Source organism: Sphingobium sp. Z007 (genome assembly GCF_900013425.1).
GTDB lineage: Bacteria > Pseudomonadota > Alphaproteobacteria > Sphingomonadales > Sphingomonadaceae > Sphingobium.
In genome coordinates this window covers 1,122,105-1,141,584 of record NZ_FBXK01000005.1, presented here as the reverse complement: position 1 = coordinate 1,141,584, position 19,480 = coordinate 1,122,105, and the positions used below count along the sequence as shown (strand labels likewise).

Genomic DNA, 19,480 nt, shown 5'->3' with positions numbered 1-19,480 from the left:
CCCTAAAAGCGTTCGGGCCGTGCGAGCACGGCGGCGAGGTAGCCAAGAAGGCCGAGCGCGGCGATCGCCGCCAGCCAAAGGTCGAGGGTCATGATGGCCGCCCCCTCACGCATGGTCGCAAAGCGCGACATAGCCAAAGCTCGCCGCCGCCAGACCGAGAGCGAGGCCGATCCAAAGGATGTCCTGCATGAAAATTCTCCCATAAGCCGTCGCCGCGAAGGCGGCAGGATCGGCTACGGGACGTCACCTAGTGCGTGGGTGCAGTGGAATGCGAGACGAGGACTATGCCACGGCCATAGTATTTACGTATGATTCGGAGTCTATCGCGCCATCGCTCAGGCGTAGCTGCCGGGGCCGATGCGGCGAAGCGTGATCGACGGGTGATCCACTGTATGAACGCGCGATTCTGCGATGACCGCCACCGGATCGATCGCGTGGCTCAGCAACAGGCCGCAACGGTCTGGCCCCTCCCATATCACGGTGCCGCACACCTCCAGCCCGTCGGCGATCAGCGTCACGCGCTCGCCAATCGTGGGTAGCCATGGCCCGGCGATCAGCGCGCCGTAGATAGAGATATTGCGGATCGTGACAGGCTGACTGACGCCATCCCAGTGCATCATCGCGCCGACATGCGAGGCGAAGCGGCTTTCGCGGCGCCGTTCGGCCCGCGCGCGATAGGAAATGCTGTCCATGGCCTTGCCTCCTGGATGCCCCTCAGGATCAGGCCAGCCTCCGCCTGCAATCTTGCCAAACAGCTAAGAAAGCTGGTTAACCGTTAATTGAGCGCGAAAGGGCCGGCGCCGCCCGACCTCTGTCGTTCAGGCCAGCGCGCCGTGGCAGTGCTTGTATTTTTCACCCGAACCACAGGGGCAAGGCGCATTGCGGCTGATGTCGAGGTTGGCGAATTCGCCGGCTGCGGCCACCGGTGCGCGCGGGATCGTGGTGGTCAGTCCGCCAAAGCTGCCGCCGTCAATGTCGGCGCTATTATCCTCGCCCGAAAACGGATCGATATGCGTCGTGATGAAGTCGGGCAGCACCGGCAGGTCGAATTGGGGCATCGGCGCTTCGTCCATGCGGAACTGCACCCGCGCGATGGAGCCGGTCACATCCTCGCGGATATTCTCCAGCATCCGCTCGAACAGGGCGAAGGCTTCCTGCTTATATTCGTTGATCGGCGTCTTCTGCGCATAGGCGCGCAGATGCACCACCTGGCGCAGCGCGTCGAGCGTCGAAAGATGCTCCTTCCAATGATGGTCCAGGCTCTGGAGCAGGATCGACTTTTCGATCATGTGCCAGTCGGACGCATCCACCTCCTTCACCTTCTCCGCCACCGCTTCGTCGGCCAGCGCAGACAGCCGTTCCTCGATCAATTCGGGATCGACCGCATCCTCGGCCAGCCAGGCGTCGAAGTCCGGCTCCAGCCCCAATATGTCGGCGGTGCGGGCCTTCAGCCGCTCCATGTCCCACTGTTCGGGATAGGTGCCGGGCGGGCAGGATGCGCCGACCAGATCGTTCACCGTTTCATGGCGCATGTCGGCGACCACATCGTCCACCGTGTCAGCGTCCATGATGTCGGCACGCTGCTCGTAAATCACCTTGCGCTGGTCGTTCATGACGTCGTCATATTCGACGACCTGCTTGCGGATATCGTAGTTGCGGGCCTCGACTTTGCGCTGCGCCGTCTCGATCGCCTTGCTCAGCCATTTGGAGGGTGGCAATGCCTCGCCATCTTCCAGGTTGGACCGGATCATCTTGGCGAACATCGTGTCCGGGCCAAAGATGCGCATCAGATCATCGTCAAGGCTGAGGTAGAAGCGCGAGAGGCCCGGATCACCCTGACGGCCCGAACGGCCGCGCAACTGGTTGTCGATGCGGCGGCTTTCATGGCGCTCGGTCGCCAGCACGAAGAGGCCGCCGGCGGCCAGCACTTCAGCCTTTTCGGCGGCGATTTCGGCGCGGATACGCTCGATCTCGGCATCGCGGTCCGGTCCTTCAGGGAGATCGCGCAATTCGTCCTCGACCCGCAGTTCCAGATTGCCGCCCAACTGGATGTCGGTGCCGCGACCCGCCATGTTGGTGGCGATCGTCACCACGCCCTTGCGGCCTGCCTGCGCCACGATATGCGCTTCGCTCTCATGGAAACGGGCGTTGAGGACGGCGTGCGGCACGCCTTCCTGATTGAGGAATTCGGACAGCATTTCGGACTTTTCGATCGACACGGTGCCGACCAGCACGGGCTGGCCCTTCTCCGCATGTTCCTTGATCGTCTTGGCGATGCCGCGGAACTTATCCTCGATATTCTTGTAGAAACTGTCTTGCTCGTCGATCCGCTGCACCGGCTTGTTGGTCGGGATGGTGACGACGTTCATCTTGTAGATTTCGTAGAATTCGGTCGCCTCGGTCGATGCGGTGCCGGTCATGCCCGAAATCTTGGGGTACATGCGGAAATAATTCTGGAAGGTGACCGAGGCGAGAGTCTGGTTCTCCGGCTCGATCTGGACGCCCTCCTTGGCTTCCACCGCCTGATGCAGGCCATCGGACCAGCGACGGCCATCCATCATGCGGCCGGTAAATTCGTCGATGATGACGACCTTGCCGTCCTTCACGATATAATCGATGTCGCGGCGGAACATCACGACCGCGCGCAGCGCCTGGTTCACATGATGGACGACTTGGGTATTTTCGAAATCATACAGGTTGCTGCCCTGTAACAGCCCGGCGGTTTCCAGCAGGCGCTCGATCTTCTCGGTGCCGTCCTCGGTCAACGTGACGGTGCGCTGCTTTTCGTCCTTCTCATAATCTTCATCGACCAGCTGCTTCACGATCGCATCGACCGCCACATACAGCTCCGACTTGTCGTCGGTCGGGCCGGAAATGATAAGCGGCGTCCGCGCCTCGTCGATCAGGATCGAATCGACCTCATCGACGATCGCATAGTTGAACGGCCGCTGGACCATCGAGCTGCGATCATATTTCATATTGTCGCGCAGATAGTCGAAGCCCAGTTCGTTGTTCGTCGCGTAGGTGATGTCGGCGGCATAGGCTTCGCGCCGCTGGTCCTCGCTGATGTTCGGCACGATGACGCCGGTGGTCAGCCCCAGGAAGCGATAGACCTGGCCCATCCATTCGCAGTCGCGGCTGGCCAGATAGTCGTTCACTGTCACGACGTGAACGCCCTTGCCCTCCAGCGCGTTCAGATAGGTGGCGAGCGTCGCGACCAGCGTCTTGCCCTCGCCCGTCCGCATTTCGGCGATTTCGCCGCGATGCAGGACGATGCCGCCGACCATCTGCACGTCGAAATGCCGCATCCCCAGCACGCGCACGCCCGCTTCGCGCACCGTGGCGAAGGCTTCGGGCAGCAAGTCGTCGAGCGTCTCGCCATTGGCCAACCGCGCCCGGAATTTCGCGGTCTGGTCCACCAGTTCCTCGTCGCTCATGGCCTGCATCGTCGGTTCGAAGGCGGCGATCTGATCGACGATCTTGCCCAGCGACTTCACATAGCGTTCGTTGGACGATCCGAAGATGGACTTGGCGAGTGCGCCGAACATGCAATTTCCTAAGTTACCGAGGGGCGCGCGCCCCCTTGAAAAGGACCGCGCACAGATATGCGCCGCGATTTAGGCACGGCACATCCTTTAGTCAATCAGACTGCGGCTGAACCCGGCCTGTCTTGGGTCCGCAACAATGTAGCGGCATGCGGCTTTGATCGGTCCGCGGCGTCATGCCAACGCGAAGGCTTTGCACTTCGCGCCAGCTGCGCCACAAGAGCGCGACAAGAGCAAGGGTCGCATAGTGTATCGTTCAATCGTCCTGGCGACGGCGCGCAGCCGCGCTCTGCCGGTCGCTATTCTGGCGGCGATGGCGCTGATCCTCTGGTTCGGCCTGACAGCGATCGCGACTCCGTTCGATCATGACGAAAGCCAATATGTCGCCGGCGCCTATTTCAGCAGCCGCCTGCTGATCTTCCGCGATTTCCTCTATCTCCAACCGCCGCTGCACAGCTGGACCTTCGCGCCGCTCGCTTGGCTATTCCCCGATCATATGGTGGTGGCGATGCGGCTGGCCACGGCCGTCACCGCCCTTGGCACCTTGGCGACGCTATGGGCAGGGCAGCGGATCGCCGGCATTTCGCGCGACAGCGCCGCCATCGCGACCTTGCTCGTCGGCGCGACTGCCGCCTTTCAGTTTACCGGCGCGGTGGTGCGCAACGACATGCTGCCGACTTTGCTGTCGTCCATGGCGCTGCTCGTCAGCCTGCTAGCGCTACGCCATTGCGGGCGTCGCTATTGGTTCGCGGCCGGATCGCTGTTCGGCCTTGCCATCGCGACGAAGCTTAATTTCGCGCCGCTGGGGCTGATGACCGGCCTCTTCGTCATCAGCGCGGGCGGCCGCTGCGGCCTGCGCGCCGCCTGCGGGCTGGCGGCGGGCGCGATAGCCGGCATGACGCCGATGCTGCTCGCCTGGGCACTGGACCCCGACGCTTTCTTCTACGGCGTGCTGACCTACGGCGCGACCGCGCCCCACGCCTGGTATGCGGCCAATGGCGCGTTCGATGAACTGGCGACAATCGAAAAGCTGACCGACCTGCTCAAATATCTGTGGAAGGGACCGGCGCTCGCCGCCTTGCTCCTGTTATCGGCCAATTGGATCATTACCCGCCGGCGGGTGCGTTCGCCCGGACGGCGACTGGCGATCTGGATGACGGCCGGGGCGCTGATCGGCGCGGCGATGCCCACGCCATCGCAGGTCCAATATGTCATGCCCCTGCTACCGCCGTTGGCGCTGGCGCTCGGCTATCTGGTGGACGATGCGCGGCGCTGGCCCTTTGCGCAGCGGCAGGCCTTGCTCGGCCTGCTCTGCCTCGCCGCCGTTCCCGGCATGTTGCCCGCCACCCGGCATGTGGTGGCGATGCTGCGAAGCGGATCGCCGGTGCTGGAGGCGGACGCCGCCGCGCGCTGGGCCGGGATCACCGTGCGCGCACGGGGCCGGGGCGACGATGTCGTCACCCTCTCGCCCCATATGATCCTGGGCAGCGGCCTTCATCTCGACCCGCGTTTCGCGCCCGGCCCCTTCGCCTGGCGCACCGGCTGGACGATGGGTCCGGTGCTCGCGCGGCAGGTCCACGCCATGATCCCTGCGACTCTGGGCGACATGGACCGCGATCCGCCCGCCGCCATCTTGACCGGCTATGAAGCCGGCACCCGCAAATTGCCGCTCCGCCCCGACGACGCGCTGGTCGCCTATGCCCGCCAGCGGGGTTATCGGATGGTGGCAATGCCCGATGGGGTGGGTCGCTTATATGTGCAGCCGCCTGCCGCGGTCACGTCGCGGAAAGATTGACCCTCGCCTGATTTTGTCCCATTTCGCGCGGCATGACCGACCGCTCCCCCCTCGCCCCCGCCGCCTTCCCTGTCCTGCCGTCGATTGCAGGCGTCACGCTGCGCACGGCCCGCGCCGGATATAAGGCCTGGGACCGCTGCGACCTCACCTATGTCGAGCTGGACGCGGGCACCGCCGTCGCGGGCGTCACGACCCAGAGCAAATGCCCCTCGCCCGAAGTCGAATGGTGCCGCGACGCCATCCCGCTCGGTTCGGCGCGCGCATTGGTGGTCAACGCCGGCAACGCCAACGCCTTCACCGGCCATCGCGGTCGCGCGGCGGTGGAGGCGATCGCGGCCAAGGTCGCCAATCATCTGGCTTGCCTGCCATCGGACATCTTCGTCTCCTCGACCGGCGTGATCGGCGTGCCTTTGCCGATCGACAAGGCCGAAGCGGGCCTCGAAGCCGCCTTCACCGCCGCGCCTTGCGGTTGGGAAGAGGCCGCGACCACGATCGGCACGACCGACACCTATCCCAAGGGCGCGCATGTGTCGGCGATTATCGGCGACACGCGGGTCGAACTGGTCGGCATTATCAAGGGGTCGGGCATGATCGCGCCGGACATGGCGACGATGCTGGGCTATATTTTCACCGATGCCGCGATCGACCCGGCGCTGTTGCAACAGATGCTGTCGGCGGCGAACCGCAAGAGCTTCTCCTGCATTACGGTCGATAGCGACACGTCCACCAGCGACACCGTGCTGGCCTTTGCCACCGGCAAGGCGGGTAACGCGCCGATCACCAGCATGGACGATGCCGGGGCGGACGCCTTCCACGCAGCGCTGCATGACCTTTGCCGCCAACTCGCCCATCTGGTGGTGCGCGACGGCGAAGGCGCGACCAAGTTCATCGACATCCTGGTCGAGGGCGCGGAAAGCGACGCCAGCGCGCATCGCATCGCCCTTTCCATCGCCAATTCGCCGCTGGTGAAGACCGCCATTGCGGGCGAGGATGCCAATTGGGGCCGGATCGTCATGGCCGTGGGCAAGGCGGGCGAACCCGCCGAGCGCGACAAGCTGTCGATCCGCTTCGGCGCGACGCAGGTGGCGACCGGCGGCCTGGCTGTCGAGGGCTATGACGAAGCGCCGGTGGCCGCGCATCTTAAAGGGCAGGACATCCAAATCGGCGTCGATCTGGGCCTGGGCGAAGGCCGGGCGCAGGTCTGGACCTGCGACCTGACGCACGGTTACATCTCGATCAACGCCGATTACCGCAGCTAATGCTCGCACTGCACGATCCCGTCGTCGCGTTGATGCAGGCTGTGGGACGCGACATCGTCATGCCGCGCTATCAGAATCTGGCCAGCGACGAGATTAGCGAAAAGGCGGCGAATGATTTCGTCACCATCGCCGACAAGGAGAGCGAGATCCGGCTGGCCGAAGGCTTGGCCGCCATCCTGCCAGACGCGGGGATCATCGGCGAGGAAGCCTGCGCCGCCGACCCCGCCATCCTCGACCGGGCGGGCGAAGGGCTCAACTGGATCATCGACCCGATCGACGGCACCGGCAATTTCGCCGCGGGTAAGGCTCCCTTTGGTATCATCATTGCGCTCGCCGATGGTGGCACGACGCTGGCCGGCTGGATACTCGACCCGCTGACCGGGCGGCTGTGCCACGCGATGCTGGGCGGCGGCAGTCATGTCGATGGCGAACGGGTGCAGGCGCGCGAAACCGGCGGCGCGCTGCCGATCGCGGCGCTGGCGACCTTCTTCATGTCGGCGGAGGAACGCGCCGACATAGAGCGCCGGTCGCAGGCCAGCTTTACGCTGGTGGACATTCCCCGTTGCGCCGCGGAGCAATATCCCCGGCTGGTGCTGGGGCAGAATGACGTGTCGGTGTTCGCGCGTACGTTGCCCTGGGATCATGCGGCAGGCACGCTGTTCGTCAATGAAGCGGGCGGCTGCTGCCAGCGCACCGATGGGACACCCTATGTCGTGGGCGACCTGCGGCGCGGGCTGATGGGCGCGTCATCGCCCCGGTTGTGGGACAGGGCGGCGGCGATGCTGTTTGGATGAAGGGACTGCCATGCTGACGATCTGGGGCCGGTTGAATTCGCATAATGTGAAGAAGGTCGTCTGGTTCGCGGATGAGATCGGCCTGTCCTATGTCCGCCATGACGTCGGCGGTCCCTATGGCATGAGCGCGGACTATCTGGCGAAGAACCCCAATGCGCTGATCCCCACGATCGAGGATGACGACGTCGTGCTGTGGGAATCGAACGCTATCCTGCGCTATCTTGCGACGCGCCATGCCCCTACCTTGTGGCCCGCCAATCCGGCGGAGCGGGCGCAGGGCGACAAGTGGATGGACTGGCAATTCGCCTTCGCCGATGCGCAGCGGGACGCCTTCCTGCAACTGGTGCGACGCTCGCCCGAACAGCGAGATGGACAGTTGTTGGCGATGTCCGCAGCGGCGTCTGGCGCGGCTATGAAAATCCTGGACCGGACGCTCGCCGTCCAGCCATGGCTTTCAGGTGTCGCTTTCGGTGTCGCGGATGTACCGATGGGCGTCTATGCCCATAGTTTCTTCACGCTCGACATGGAGCGGCCCGATGTGCCGCATGTGCGCGCCTGGTACGACCGGCTGCGCGCCCGCCCGGCCTATGCCCAGTCGGTGATGATCCCGCTGACATGAACCTTGCACGTCCAAGCGACCCGTTCGTGCTGAGTAGGGACTGAGCGAAGCCGAAGTCCCGTATCGAAGCATCCTTCGATACGCCATTTCGACTTCGCTCGATGGCTACTCAGGACGAACGGAAAAGTTTCAGAGAACGCTTTCGATCCAGCCCTTGAGCGCGCTCTTGGGTGCCGCGCCGACCTTGGTCGCGGCCGCTTCGCCATTTTTGAACAGGATCATCGTCGGGATGCCGCGCACGCCATATTGGCCCGGCGCATCGGGATTTTCGTCGATGTTGACCTTCACGATCGACACGCGGTCGCCCAGTTCCTCGGAAATTTCCTCCAGCGCCGGGCCGATCATCTTGCACGGACCGCACCATTCGGCCCAGAAATCTACGAGAACGGGCTTATCGGAATCGATGACATCGGCCTTGAAGCTGAGGTCGGTAACTGCCTTGGTGGCCATGAGAGTCTCCTTATGTTGCAGCCTATCTAGGACGGCAGCGCATCCGTCTCAACGGGCAGGAGCGGCAAATTCTCCTGCGCGGGTATATAGCCGGGCTTGTGCGCCGCCAGCATCGGGGGCGGCAGCACGATCAGGCGCGGCGCGCTGGTGTAGAGCAGCCCCGCCTCGATCGTGCGATCGGGAAAGATCACTTCCAGCGCCGCGACATAGGCCGCCATCTGGCGGATATGGGCGGTCGGCACTTCGGCCAGCGTCAGCGGCGCGACACGTCCGGTCTTGAAATCGACCAGCTGGATACGATCCGCGCCGATGCAGAGCCTATCGACGGTGCCGGCGATCACCGCCTCCCCCACCACCGCCGCGATCGGCGCTTCGGCCAGCGCATCGGGGCCGAACAATGCGGCGAAGTCCGGCGCGTCAATCACCTGGATCGCCTGGTCGATGACGTCATGCCGCTGCGCCGCATCGGTCACGCCCTGCTGGGCCAGCCAGCGATCCGCCGCATCGCGTCGCCGGTCAGCGGGCAGGTCGGGCAGCCGTTCGAACAACGCATGAAGCCAGCGCCCGCGTTCGGCCGCGGCGCGCATCGCCTGCGTCGGCGGCGGATAGGGCACGTCGTCCTCCACCGGGGCGGACGGCGCGAGCGGACGGGGCGGCCGCGATTCGGCGGGGGCCGGTTCGCGCAACCATGTTGGCTGGACGATCGGCATCGCTGCGCGCGCCTCTTCCGCCTCCGCCTTGCGCGGCTCCAGATGCTCGGTCCCGCGCCAGCGGCGCACCCCGCCCCACAGCGGATCGGCCTCCCAGTCCGTGCCCAGCGATATCATCGCTCCTTCGACCGCAGCATACCAGCTTTCCGGTTTCACCTCCCCCTTGGCGCGGGGGCCAAGCGATCCGGCGACGACAAGCCGCTCTTCCGCGCGGGTCAACGCAACATAGAGCAGCCGCCAATGCTCCTCCCGCTCGACCTGCGCCGCCGCCTCCGCGACCTCGCCGATCGGTCCCTGCCGTTCGGGCTTGCGAGGGGCCAGGATCGGCAGGCCGTTCCATAGCAGCGAATCCGAACGGTTGCCCGCATCAGGGTCCAGGCAGGCGTCCGCCAATATGACGATCGGCGCTTGCAACCCCTTGGCGCCATGAACGGTCAGCAGGCGCAGATTGTCGCCCTGCGCCGCGGCATCGCGCACGATCTCCACTTCGCCCCGGTCGAACCAGTCGATGAAGCGCTGCAGCGAGGGATGGTCGTCGCTTTCGAAGGCGAGCGCGGCATTCAGCAATTCCTCGATCGGATCGGCGGCTTCGGTCCCCAGCCGCTCGACCAGCCGCCGCCGTCCGTCCATCGGCCCCGACAATATTGCCTCCAGATAGCGATAGGGGGTGGTGAAATCCGCCACCGCCAGCAAATTGCGCAGCGGCTGCAACGCGGCATCGTCCATCGTCTGCTGGAGATGCCGCCACAGCGCACCCTTGCGACCGATCAGCCGGACCATCAACTCATCCTGGGTCCAGCCGATGAGCGGCGAGACCAGCAGCGAGGCCAGGTTCAGCTCATCCTCCGGCTGCACCGCAAAGCGCAGCGCGGCGAGCAGGTCGCGTACCGCCAGCGGCGCATTGAGCCGCAGCCGGTCGATCCCGGCGACCGCCACCTTTTCCTCATAGAGGCGCGCGACGATCAGCCGCGCCAGTTCGCTGCGTCGCCGCACCAGGATCATGATGTCGCCCGCGCGCACCGGCCGCCCCCGGCTTTCCAGCATCAGCCCATCGTCGATCCACTGCTTGATCTGCTGGGCTATCTTTCCCGCCAGGACCCGCTCCTGATCGGCGGCCCAATCCTCCTCACCCTCCACATCTTCGGACAGGCCGGCGACGACGGGCTTCCACAATTGCACTTCGCCGGGATGGCGGTTGGCGCTGACATGGCGCACCTCGCCGGGGTCCATGCCCAGTCGTTCCGCACGCAGCGTGGAGATGGTGCGGTCCACCACGTCCAGCACGGCGGGCGTCGAGCGAAAACTCTGGTCGAGCGACAGATTGAAGAAATCATGCCCAGATTGGTCCGCGTCGCGCTGGAACAGCATGCGCGCGGCGGCGAAATTGGCCGGGCTGGTGCCCTGGAAACCGAAGATAGCCTGCTTGAAATCGCCCACGGTGAAGATGGTGCGGACCTTCTGCCCGACCTCCCATTCGGTTGCGAAAAATTCCTCGGCCAGGGTGCGGACGATCCGCCATTGCGCGGCATTGGTGTCCTGCGCCTCATCCACCAAAATATGGTCGATCCGCTGGTCCAGCTTATAGCGTATCCACTCGGCGATGCCGGGCTGCTCCAGCAAGGCGGCGGTGCGGGCGATCAGATCGTCGAAATCGACCGCCCCCGCCAGCCGCTTGGCCTGGGCATAATCGCGCGCATAGGCCCGCCCGGCATGGAGCGCCTGGCCCAGCAGTGCGGCATAATCGGCGCGCAGCTTCATCGCGATCAGCGCGCCGCATGTATCGTAGAGCCGCCTGGCCATCTCGCCATAGCCGTCGATCGGCGGGACGAAGCCCTTGCTCTCCAGAAAATCGCCGTCCGCCTTGCTCCAGGCGCGATGCAGATCGCCCAGCGTCGCCGCCCGACCCACAGGGTCCAGCCCACGCCAGGCAGCGATACGGTCGCACCGCTCCAGCCCACGCCCTTTGCCCCATTCCACATTGGCCCGCACGATGCTGTCCAGCGTGCGCATATCGAACAACGTGTCCGAACATTGCTCGCCAAGCCATTCATCTATGTCGCCTTCGGGCAACTCCAGCTCCGTCGCCAGCCACGGCCCGATCGCGTCGGGCAGGTCGTTCAGCGCGTCGCCCTTCGCCGCGCATCGCAACAAAAACTGTTCCGCTCCACCTTCGCCCAACCGCAGGCTGATCGCCTGCAATGCGCCGATCAGCTCTGCATCATCCCCGTCATGCGCCCGCACCGCCATGTCGGCCAGTGTCTGCCGCGCCAGGCTGGATTGCTCGCGCTGGTCGAGCGGGCGGAAGCCCGGTGTCAGGTCCGCTTCCAGCGGAAAAGCGGTCAGCAATTGCTGGCAAAAGCCATGGATGGTTTGGATGCGCAGCCCGCCGCCGGTGGATTCCAGCACTTCGGCAAAGAGCCGGCGGGCCTGATCCTGCTGTTCCGGCCCGTGATCCTCGCCCAGCGCCATCAGATCCTTGGCCAGATCTATGCCATCCATCTGCACCCATGCGGCCAGGCGATCGTGGATACGGTCGGCCATTTCCGCCGCGCCCGCCTTGGTGAAGGTGAGGCACAGGATATTTTCCGGCCGCACGCCCTGCAACAGCAGGCGGAAGACGCGCGCGGTCAGCACATGGGTCTTGCCGGTGCCGGCCGATGCCGACAACCAGACATGGGCATCGGGCGCGGCGGCGCGCGCCTGATCGCCGAGCAATTTCTGAAGGGCGCGCGTCTTAGCCATCGTCGCGGCCATACCATTCCTCCAGCCGCATCAGCTGGTCATAATCGCCATAATTGGCGACTTCGGGGTTGATCTCCGCGCGGAAGGGGGTCGTGCCGAGCAGGAAGGCCTCCGCCACCGCCTCGAAATGTTCATGGGCGTGCGCGGTAAACTGGTCGGTGACGATCTTGTCGCGCTTGCCCATCGGATCGACCGGCCGTTCGCGATAGCCGAACTGGTCGCCCTTCTTGGCGAGCGACCAATATTCGAAGTCGCCCGCTTGCGGTTGCGGCCCAAGGCCCTCGAACCCGCCCAGTTCCGCGATGATGCCAAGCAGCCCTAGTTGCAGCGAAAAACCTGCCTTCACCTGCCGCGCGCTGGGCGGCTTGCCGGTCTTGTAGTCAATGATGCTGATGCGCCCGTCGGCCAGCCGGTCGATCCGGTCGGCCTTGCCCATCAGCGTTACGCCCGCAATGTCGGCCCGCCCTTCCTTCTCGACCGCCAATATGGTGCGCCCCTCCGCCTTGTCGCTGGCGACCTGCGCCGCGATCCAGCGGATCGCCTCGATCAGGCGCGGCTGCCACAGCGCCTTGAGCAGGGGATGAACTTCGGGCTGGTCGAACATGGCACGGGCGCGCGCTTCCAGATCGGCGGGGTCGAGCGTTTCCGCCTCCGCCCAGCGCTGGAGAATGTCGTGGACCGCCGTGCCGCGCCAGGCTGGCCCTGCATCGGCATCGACGGGATCGAGCCGATTGAGGCGCAAAACCCGTTTGGCGTAGAAGGCATAGGGGTCGGCCTTCAGCCGATCGACATCCGTCACAGGGATGACAGTCGGCCGGACGGATATCGGCGGCGCGGGCGCGGGACGGTCGGCCGGGCTATGCCGACCCGGCGCGTCGATCGCCTGCGCCAGCGTCGCATAACGATCCGCTGTCTTCCACTGCGGCCCTGCCATCGCCTTCAACCGCAGCCAGAAACGCGACGCCACCGCCGGCCCGCCGCTCCCCCGCCGCGCGCGGGTGATCAGGACATGCGGCGCGCCCAGCGCCCCTGCGAAATCATGCGCGGCCAGGCCAATCCGCGTTTCCAGCCCCGGCAGCCCCAATTCGCGCCGGATGCGCGGCGCGAGCCAGGGATCGGGCGACGGCAGGCCCGGCCATGTGCCTTCGTTGAGGCCGCCCAGGATCATGAGGTCGGCCTGCGTCAGCTGCGCCTCGATCAGGCCCAATATAGTGATGCGCGGATGGCCCCCCTGGGGCGGGCGCACCGACACGCCGCCCAGCATATGGTCGAGCAGCACCGGCAAGGCGCGCGGATCGGCCTGCCGTGGGCCTTCGGGCGCAGCACCCTCCATCTCGGCGAAAAGGTCGGCGGCGGCATGGCCCTGATGGCCTGCCCAGACGGCATCACTGGACAGCGCACCCGCCTGTTCGCGCAACGCCGCCAATTGTCCGCTCAGGTCCGCGGCGGCGGCGAAGGCATTTTCCAGCGGTTCCAGCAACGGTCGCGCCATCGGCCACCAGTCCCGCACCTGCGCGCGCAGCACCCGCTGCCGATCGTCGTCGCGTGGATGCATCAGCAGGTCGATGCCCACCAACCCCGCTTGTGGCCGCGGCCCGCGCAGCAGCAGGTCGAGCGCGCGCACCCCCTCCAGCCAAGGGAGACGCCCCTCACCCCGCATCACCAGCGGATGTTTGAGTAAGGTCAGCAGCGCGACCGGCGCAAACCGCTCCGCAACCGCCTGCGCCATGGCGATCAGCAGGGTGCCGGGCGGCAGGCGCGACAGCGGCAGCCCCGCCGAATCGTCCGCCTCAATGCCCCAGCGTCGCAGATGCGCCGACACTCGCGTCGCCAGTTGGCGATCGGGCGTAACCAAAGCGGCGGTTCGCTCCGGCGTCTCCAGCGCCTCGCGCAGCGCAATGGCGATGGCCTGCGCTTCCTCGCCTGGCGTCGCGACCTCCAAAGCCTCGACCCCCGCCAGCGATCGGTCGGCGGTCTTGAGGTCGCGCCAGCGGCTCGTCAGCCTGGGCGGCAACATGGCGTTGGAGATATTGCGCCCGCGCACCGCCCGCGCATCATGTTCGCTGCCCCAGCGCCATTGCGCAACATCGTCTCGCGTCGCGCTCATGCGGTCGAGCAGGCGCTTGAGCGCATATTGGGGATGGCTTTCATGGCCCGGTGGCGCGCGGCCGGTGACCGGATCGGGATCGAACGGGCCGATCGCCTGCCATGCATCATCGTCCATATGCTGGTCCAGGCCGGCGAACACCACCATGCCAACGGGCATCATAGCGATCCGGCGCAGCAGGTTGGCGACGGCCGGCGCGGTGGTGGACAGCCCCGCCGCAACGACGAAGCCCGACGGCGGGTGCGCCGCCCAGCGCGCCGCGAGCCGATCGAATAGCCGGTTGCGCCGGTCGGCGAGGTCGATGCACCCGGTCCGCGCCAACTCGCCGGGCCAGCGGGCGATCAATATCTCGAACATCGTCAGCGATGTCTGCCAATGTCTCGACAGTTTGTCGGACAGCGCCAGCGTGCGCAGGGCGCTCACCGGGACGCGCTCCACCTGCATCTGGTCCAGCACTGCGCCCAACGCCTGTCCCAGCAGTAGCGCCTGTCCGGCGTCGATACCCGGCTGCGCATCCTGGACCATGCGCGCAAGGATCATCTGGCGGCGCATCGGCGCAATCGCGGGTGGAACGGGGTCAGCCTCCCCCAGCGGATCGAGCGCGCCGCCCACCTGCTCGCCCAGGTTCGGGTCGCCGACCGCGACCAGCCGGGGCAGCAGCAGCCCGCCGCCCGATTGCCGGACGAAAGCGTCGCTGACCGCGCGGATCGCGCGGTTGTTGGGCAGCAGGACCATGCCCTGCGCCAGCGTCATGGGATGCCCACGATGCTGCGCCAGCAACCCCGCCGCCAATGCATCGGCAAAGGCGCGATGCGCCGGTATCGTGAAGAGCGCAGGGCGCGTTTTCTCACCCATGCGCGAGCATCGATTCCACGACCGGAATGGCTTGGGGCGTGCCGACGTCGAACCAAAGCCCTTGGTGCGACACGCCGTAAAGCCGCCCCGCCTCGATCGCGCGGTTCCAGAAGATGTTCGTGGAAAACACGTCGCCTGGCGGATCGACCAGCAGCGAGGGCGACAATATCTGGACCCCGGTAAAGACGAAGGGCGCGACATAAGCGGTCTTGCGACGGCTCAACCGGCCATTGGCATCCATGTGGAAATCGCCCGGCCCCGTGTGGCAGGTCGCACGCGCCAGCGGCACCAGCAGCAGCAGCGCGTCCATCCTGTCCGGGTTCCAGATCCGCTGCATCATGGCCAGCGTTTCCTGTGGTCCGTCGATCCACAGATTGTCGCTATTGGCGCAGATGAAGGGCTTATCGCCGAGCAGCGGCTTCGCCCGGATAAGCCCGCCGCCGGTTTCCAGCAGCTTGGCCCGCTCGTCCGAAACTGCAAAATCCAGCCCGCATTTGCGCGCCCTCAGATGCGCCTCGACCGTGTCGGCCAGATAATGGACGTTGACGATCACCTTGCGGATGCCGCCCGCCTCCAGCCGGTCGAGCGCATGGTCCATCAGCGGCTTGCCCGCCACCTTGACCAGCGGTTTAGGCCGCGTCGCTGTCAGCGGACGCATCCGCTTGCCCAGCCCTGCGGCCATCAGCATGGCGGTGTCGATCATTCGGGGGCGAACTGCCCAAGCGCATGGTGGCGCTGGTCGGCGGGGATGTTGGCGGCGAACCAGTCGGCGACCGGCGCCAGCGCGGGATGGGCCAGGTCGCGCTCCAGCAGTCCCCACATGCGCGGCAGGAAGGACAGGTAGCGCGGCTTGCCGTCGCGTTTCCACAGCCGGGTGAAGATGCCGATGATCTTGGCGTTGCGCTGCGCGCCCAGCACCGCATAGGCAGCGTCGAAATCGGCGGGCGGGTTCGCGACCGCCTTATAATGGGCCAGCATCGCCGCCTCGACCGCCTCCGGCACATCGCGGCGGGCGTCCTGCAACAGCGACACCAGATCATAGGCCGGGTGGCCCGCCAGCGCGTCCTGAAAATCGAGAAGGCCGAGACCATGGGAGGAGTCGCGGTCGATCAGCATGATATTTTCGGCATGATAATCGCGCAGCACGGTAACGGTCGGGCTGGCGGACCGCTCCACGATAGGCAGCACCGCATCCCAGGCGCGGACATAGGCGTCGGCATCAACATCCAACCCGATCGCCGGGCAATACCATTGCGTCAAAAGCCCGACCTCACGCTGATAGACGGCGCGATCATAGGGCGGCACATCAGCCGCTGGCAGTCGGTGCAGGTCGGCCAGCAGGTCGATGGCACGAGCGTAGGTCGCCAGTTCCTCGGCCGGATCGGCGTCCAGATGCTCCTTGACCCGCAGGTCGCCGAAATCCTCGATCAGCACCAGCCCCTGGTCCAAGTCACGCGCCAATATCTGCGGCGCGGCAAAGCCATCGGCCAATAGATGTTCGGCAATGGCGATGAACGGCCGCGGGTCTTCATGTGGCGGCGGCGCATCCATCAGCACGGCGCGGCGACCACCTTCCAGCACGCGGAAATAGCGGCGGAAGGAAGCGTCTCCGGCAAGGGGCACGATGGCGGCGTCGCCCCATCCCGCGTCGGCGAGGAAGGCGGGCGCGGTGGCGGGGGGGATCATATCTGTGACCATCGCTCCGTCCAAGCGTCCGGCACGGCCGCTGTCAAGCGCCGCGCGTCATCGCCTGCCCCATCTTTGGCAAAGTCGATGCTGAGCCGCAGGGCGTGCGGCCATAAGGCATCGCCCAGCCGGTCGGGCCATTCGATGATGAGCAGGCTGTCCATCAGATAGTCGCCCAGCGCCAGTTCCCCGGCCTCCGCCGCATCATCCAGCCGGTACAAGTCGACATGGGCGACGGGCAGGCGCACTTCCGGCACATCATAGGGCTGGACGATGGCGAAGCTGGGGCTAGGCGCTTCACCCTCCAGCCCCAGCGCTTCCAATATCCCGCGCGCCAGCGTCGTCTTGCCCGCGCCCAACCCGCCTTCCAGCGCGATCACGTCGCCGATCCGGGCATGGTCGGCGATCCGCCGGCCCAGGTCCAGCATCGCCGCCTCGCCCGCCAGATCAATCACCGCCTCAGCCACGCGGCAGTTCGATCACGGCCATCGTCCCTTGCCCGGTTTCCGACACCAGTTGCAACGTGCCGCCATGCGCTTCGGCCAACTGGCGCGCGAGCGGCAGGCCGATCCCCGCCCGACCACCATTGCGCGCCTGTCCGGCCCGCGCCGCCGGATCGAAGATCGCCGCCTGCTGCCCGGCCGCGATGCCGGGGCCATTGTCCGACACGACGATCCGCGCCTTGTCGCTGGTGCCGTCGCCATGCAGCAGGATCCGGGCGCCCTTGCCGCAATAGCGGATCGCATTTTCCAGCAGATGATCGACCGCCTGGCCGATCCGCCGCGCGTCGCCCTGCACCACGCCCAGGCTGTCCTGCAACGTCATGTCGATCTCCATCCCCTTGGCGGTCGCATCCATCATCATGCGGCTGGCGCTGGCGCGGATGACGGTGGCCAGGTCGACACGGGCGCGGTCGATCGGCAGCGTGCCGACTTCGCCCTGAGTCAGGTCCAGCACATTGTCGATCAACATAGACAGCCGCGCCGTACTCTTGAGGATGCCATCGACATATTCGCTGGCCGATGGGCTGAGTTCCCCGGCATAGCCCGCGCTCATCATCTCGGCGAACCCGGAAATGGTGGTCAGCGGCGTGCGCAGTTCATAGCTCATATTGGTGACGAAGGCGGTCTTGACCTTGTCCGCCTGCTCTAGCGCCTCGTTGCGGTCGCGCAGGACCTGTTCGACCCGGCGGCTGTCGGTCACGTCCAGCATGGTGAACAGCGCGTTGCCGTCGGGCAGCGGGATCGCCGCAAATTCGAAAATCCGCCCGTCCGCAAAGCCGACATGCCCCATCCGCTGCTTGCGCTCGACAGTGGCGGCGCGCACCAGTTCGCGCACCAGATTGGCCTGTTCCGGCTTCGTCAGCTTCGCTTGCACCGCGCGCATCAGATCGTCGATGCGCGGATGGCCCGCCAGCAATTCTTCATTGGCGCCCCAAATGGTGCGGAAGCGGCTGTTCCACATCTGCAAACGCCCGTCAGACGAGAAGACGCCGATCGATTCGAACAGATTGTCGAAGGTGGCGGTGCGGACCCGCAGCAACGTGTCGCGGGCGCTCGACAGATTGACCTGCTCGGTGCGGTCCTCGAAGATCAACAGGAGGCCGCCGTCGGGCAGCGGCTGGGCATAGACGCGCAAATGGGTGCCGTCCTGCAACAGCCAGTTTTCCTCCAGCGGTTCGGGCGAGAGGAACCATTGCCGCCGCTCCGCGCGCCAGGCGGGGAAATCGCGATGTTCGGGCAGGCGCCGCGCGTCACGCATCTGGTCCAGCACCCGCTCGAAGGGCGGCGCATCGGCCAGCGCATCTTGATGCAGGCCGAACAGGCTGATGAAAGGCTGGTTCCAGAAGCGCAGCGCCCGGTCGGGACCAAAGCGCGCGACGCCGGCAGACAAGCGGTCGAGCAGGTCGCGTTGCGCCGCTTCCAGCCGCCGATGTTCGACCCGCGCCTGTTCCAGTTCATGCTGATCGACGGCATAACCCGCGACGCCCGCGGCCCCCAGCGGCACGTCGACCACGCGCATCGTGCGGCGTTCGCCGTCGATCGTGGCGGGGACCATGCGTTCGACCGGCTCGTCGCGGGCGATCGCATCGGCCGCGGCGGCTTGCGGCGTCAGGCCGGCGACGGTCTCGACTAGTTCCGTGCCATGGGCGATGACATCGCCCGCCCCCTGTCCATCGACCGCGTGGACATAGGCGCTGTTGACCAGACTGAGGCGCAGGTCCGGCGTGCGGTGCCACATCGGGAAGGGCGCCGCTTCGACCAGCCCCGCCAGCGCCTCCAGCGCGTCGCGCAACTGCTCGACATGGCCGCGCAACGCCTGAATTTCCGCCTGACTGTCGGTCGCGTCGAAAATCCACAGGATGACGCCGCCGCTTTCGGCGATCCCCGGCCCGGCAGGCGCGCCACGCACCAGCAGAAGGCGGGAAGAACCCAGTCCCCGCACCGGCAGGGCGAAACTCTTGCCCGCCCGCTGCGCCGAGGCGATCTCCCGCGCCAAGGCAGCCGCGTCTTCCGGCTCCAACCCGCCATCGGGCGCGGTCAGTTCGGATGCGAAGGTGGGCACGCGCGGCTTACCCAGCCATTTGGCCAGCCGATCGGCCGCTTCCAGCCGTCCGTCAGAATGGATGATGATCGGCGCGGCCGGGGCCGAGGCCAGCAGCATGGTCAGTCGGTCCAGCTTGCCCTGCGCATGGGTGCCCTCGCGCCGCATCCGCTGGCCGCTGACCAGCGCCCACACAGCCGCGCCCAGCCACCCGGCCAGCACCACGCCGAAGATGATGGCGGCATAGGGGGACAATGTCGTCATGACATCCGCCCCCCGGCCCGCGCGACCTGCCTGTCCCTGTTCATAAGCCGACCGGGCCTATCCCAGATCGGTCGCACGGCCAAGGCGGCGGACAAGAAAAAAGGGAGGCA

The 19,480-nt window shown here is 66.1% G+C and carries 14 protein-coding genes; 4 read left to right on the top strand and 10 right to left on the bottom strand.

The genetic code is table 11. From position 1 onward, the window contains the following. Window positions 1-2 precede the first annotated feature (2 nt). The 3 genes from CEQ44_RS13430 to secA form a co-directional block, all read right to left on the bottom strand. Entirely contained in the window at window positions 3-92 is a 90-nt protein-coding gene (locus tag CEQ44_RS13430) for a potassium-transporting ATPase subunit F (protein ID WP_088182222.1), read from the bottom strand. A gap of 243 nt (window positions 93-335) precedes the next feature. Beyond that, entirely contained in the window at window positions 336-692 is a 357-nt protein-coding gene (locus CEQ44_RS13425; RefSeq protein ID WP_088182110.1) for a PilZ domain-containing protein, read from the bottom strand. Between the two features lie 126 nt (window positions 693-818). After that, entirely contained in the window at window positions 819-3,548 is a 2,730-nt protein-coding gene (gene secA / locus CEQ44_RS13420; RefSeq protein WP_088189981.1) for a preprotein translocase subunit SecA, read from the bottom strand. A gap of 244 nt (window positions 3,549-3,792) precedes the next feature. Here secA and CEQ44_RS13415 point away from each other — a divergent pair, with 244 nt between their 5' ends. The 4 genes from CEQ44_RS13415 to CEQ44_RS13400 are packed head-to-tail and all read left to right on the top strand — an operon-like array spanning window position 3,793 to window position 8,012. Then, entirely contained in the window at window positions 3,793-5,340 is a 1,548-nt protein-coding gene (locus CEQ44_RS13415; RefSeq protein WP_254913657.1) for a glycosyltransferase family 39 protein, read from the top strand. Window positions 5,341-5,372: 32 nt separating this feature from the next. Continuing rightward, window positions 5,373-6,599 (top strand): bifunctional glutamate N-acetyltransferase/amino-acid acetyltransferase ArgJ, encoded by a 1,227-nt coding sequence (gene argJ / locus CEQ44_RS13410; protein ID WP_088182112.1) that lies wholly within the window; start codon window positions 5,373-5,375, stop codon window positions 6,597-6,599. After that, window positions 6,599-7,393 (top strand): inositol monophosphatase family protein, encoded by a 795-nt coding sequence (locus tag CEQ44_RS13405; RefSeq protein ID WP_088182113.1) that lies wholly within the window; start codon window positions 6,599-6,601, stop codon window positions 7,391-7,393. Before argJ ends, CEQ44_RS13405 begins: the two co-directional genes overlap by 1 nt. Before the next feature lie 10 nt (window positions 7,394-7,403). Continuing rightward, window positions 7,404-8,012 carry a glutathione S-transferase family protein gene (locus CEQ44_RS13400; RefSeq protein WP_088182114.1) on the top strand — a complete coding sequence of 203 codons (609 nt, stop codon included), beginning with the start codon at window positions 7,404-7,406 and terminating at the stop codon, window positions 8,010-8,012. Between the two features lie 129 nt (window positions 8,013-8,141). On the opposite strand, the gene trxA is transcribed toward CEQ44_RS13400, so the two are convergent. The 7 genes from trxA to CEQ44_RS13365 are packed head-to-tail and all read right to left on the bottom strand — an operon-like array spanning window position 8,142 to window position 19,370. Beyond that, on the bottom strand, window positions 8,142-8,462 hold the full coding sequence (gene trxA, locus CEQ44_RS13395; RefSeq protein ID WP_088182115.1) for a thioredoxin: 321 nt from the start codon (window positions 8,460-8,462) through the stop codon (window positions 8,142-8,144). Window positions 8,463-8,488: 26 nt separating this feature from the next. Then, entirely contained in the window at window positions 8,489-11,926 is a 3,438-nt protein-coding gene (addA, locus tag CEQ44_RS13390) for a double-strand break repair helicase AddA (protein ID WP_088182116.1), read from the bottom strand. Further along, the gene (gene addB / locus CEQ44_RS13385; RefSeq protein ID WP_088182117.1) at window positions 11,907-14,876 is read right to left on the bottom strand and encodes a double-strand break repair protein AddB; all 2,970 of its coding nucleotides are present in this window, start codon (window positions 14,874-14,876) and stop codon (window positions 11,907-11,909) included. The genes addA and addB overlap by 20 nt, the downstream gene beginning before the upstream one ends. Continuing rightward, complete coding sequence (locus CEQ44_RS13380; RefSeq protein ID WP_088182118.1) at window positions 14,869-15,579, bottom strand: nucleotidyltransferase family protein; 711 nt, start codon at window positions 15,577-15,579, stop codon at window positions 14,869-14,871. The genes addB and CEQ44_RS13380 overlap by 8 nt, the downstream gene beginning before the upstream one ends. Next, window positions 15,576-16,562: an aminoglycoside phosphotransferase family protein gene (locus CEQ44_RS13375; protein WP_088182119.1), complete on the bottom strand. Its 987-nt coding sequence runs from the start codon at window positions 16,560-16,562 to the stop codon at window positions 15,576-15,578. The genes CEQ44_RS13380 and CEQ44_RS13375 overlap by 4 nt, the downstream gene beginning before the upstream one ends. Continuing rightward, window positions 16,559-17,029, bottom strand: coding sequence for a tRNA (adenosine(37)-N6)-threonylcarbamoyltransferase complex ATPase subunit type 1 TsaE (gene tsaE, locus CEQ44_RS13370; RefSeq protein ID WP_088182120.1), 471 nt, complete (start codon window positions 17,027-17,029; stop codon window positions 16,559-16,561). Before tsaE ends, CEQ44_RS13375 begins: the two co-directional genes overlap by 4 nt. Next, window positions 17,022-19,370 (bottom strand): PAS domain-containing sensor histidine kinase, encoded by a 2,349-nt coding sequence (locus tag CEQ44_RS13365; RefSeq protein ID WP_088182121.1) that lies wholly within the window; start codon window positions 19,368-19,370, stop codon window positions 17,022-17,024. The genes tsaE and CEQ44_RS13365 overlap by 8 nt, the downstream gene beginning before the upstream one ends. Window positions 19,371-19,480: the final 110 nt, after the last annotated feature.

What these genes read in the sequence shown, in the direction of transcription:
- CEQ44_RS13430 (WP_088182222.1), bottom strand. Translation starts at nt 92, where the DNA reads ATGACCCTCGACCTTTGGCTGGCGGCGATCGCCGCGCTCGGCCTTCTT.
- CEQ44_RS13425 (WP_088182110.1), bottom strand. Translation starts at nt 692, where the DNA reads ATGGACAGCATTTCCTATCGCGCGCGGGCCGAACGGCGCCGCGAAAGC.
- secA (WP_088189981.1), bottom strand. Translation starts at nt 3,548, where the DNA reads ATGTTCGGCGCACTCGCCAAGTCCATCTTCGGATCGTCCAACGAACGC.
- argJ (WP_088182112.1), top strand. Translation starts at nt 5,373, where the DNA reads ATGACCGACCGCTCCCCCCTCGCCCCCGCCGCCTTCCCTGTCCTGCCG.
- CEQ44_RS13405 (WP_088182113.1), top strand. Translation starts at nt 6,599, where the DNA reads ATGCTCGCACTGCACGATCCCGTCGTCGCGTTGATGCAGGCTGTGGGA.
- CEQ44_RS13400 (WP_088182114.1), top strand. Translation starts at nt 7,404, where the DNA reads ATGCTGACGATCTGGGGCCGGTTGAATTCGCATAATGTGAAGAAGGTC.
- trxA (WP_088182115.1), bottom strand. Translation starts at nt 8,462, where the DNA reads ATGGCCACCAAGGCAGTTACCGACCTCAGCTTCAAGGCCGATGTCATC.
- addA (WP_088182116.1), bottom strand. Translation starts at nt 11,926, where the DNA reads ATGGCCGCGACGATGGCTAAGACGCGCGCCCTTCAGAAATTGCTCGGC.
- addB (WP_088182117.1), bottom strand. Translation starts at nt 14,876, where the DNA reads ATGGGTGAGAAAACGCGCCCTGCGCTCTTCACGATACCGGCGCATCGC.
- CEQ44_RS13380 (WP_088182118.1), bottom strand. Translation starts at nt 15,579, where the DNA reads ATGATCGACACCGCCATGCTGATGGCCGCAGGGCTGGGCAAGCGGATG.
- CEQ44_RS13375 (WP_088182119.1), bottom strand. Translation starts at nt 16,562, where the DNA reads ATGATCCCCCCCGCCACCGCGCCCGCCTTCCTCGCCGACGCGGGATGG.
- CEQ44_RS13365 (WP_088182121.1), bottom strand. Translation starts at nt 19,370, where the DNA reads ATGACGACATTGTCCCCCTATGCCGCCATCATCTTCGGCGTGGTGCTG.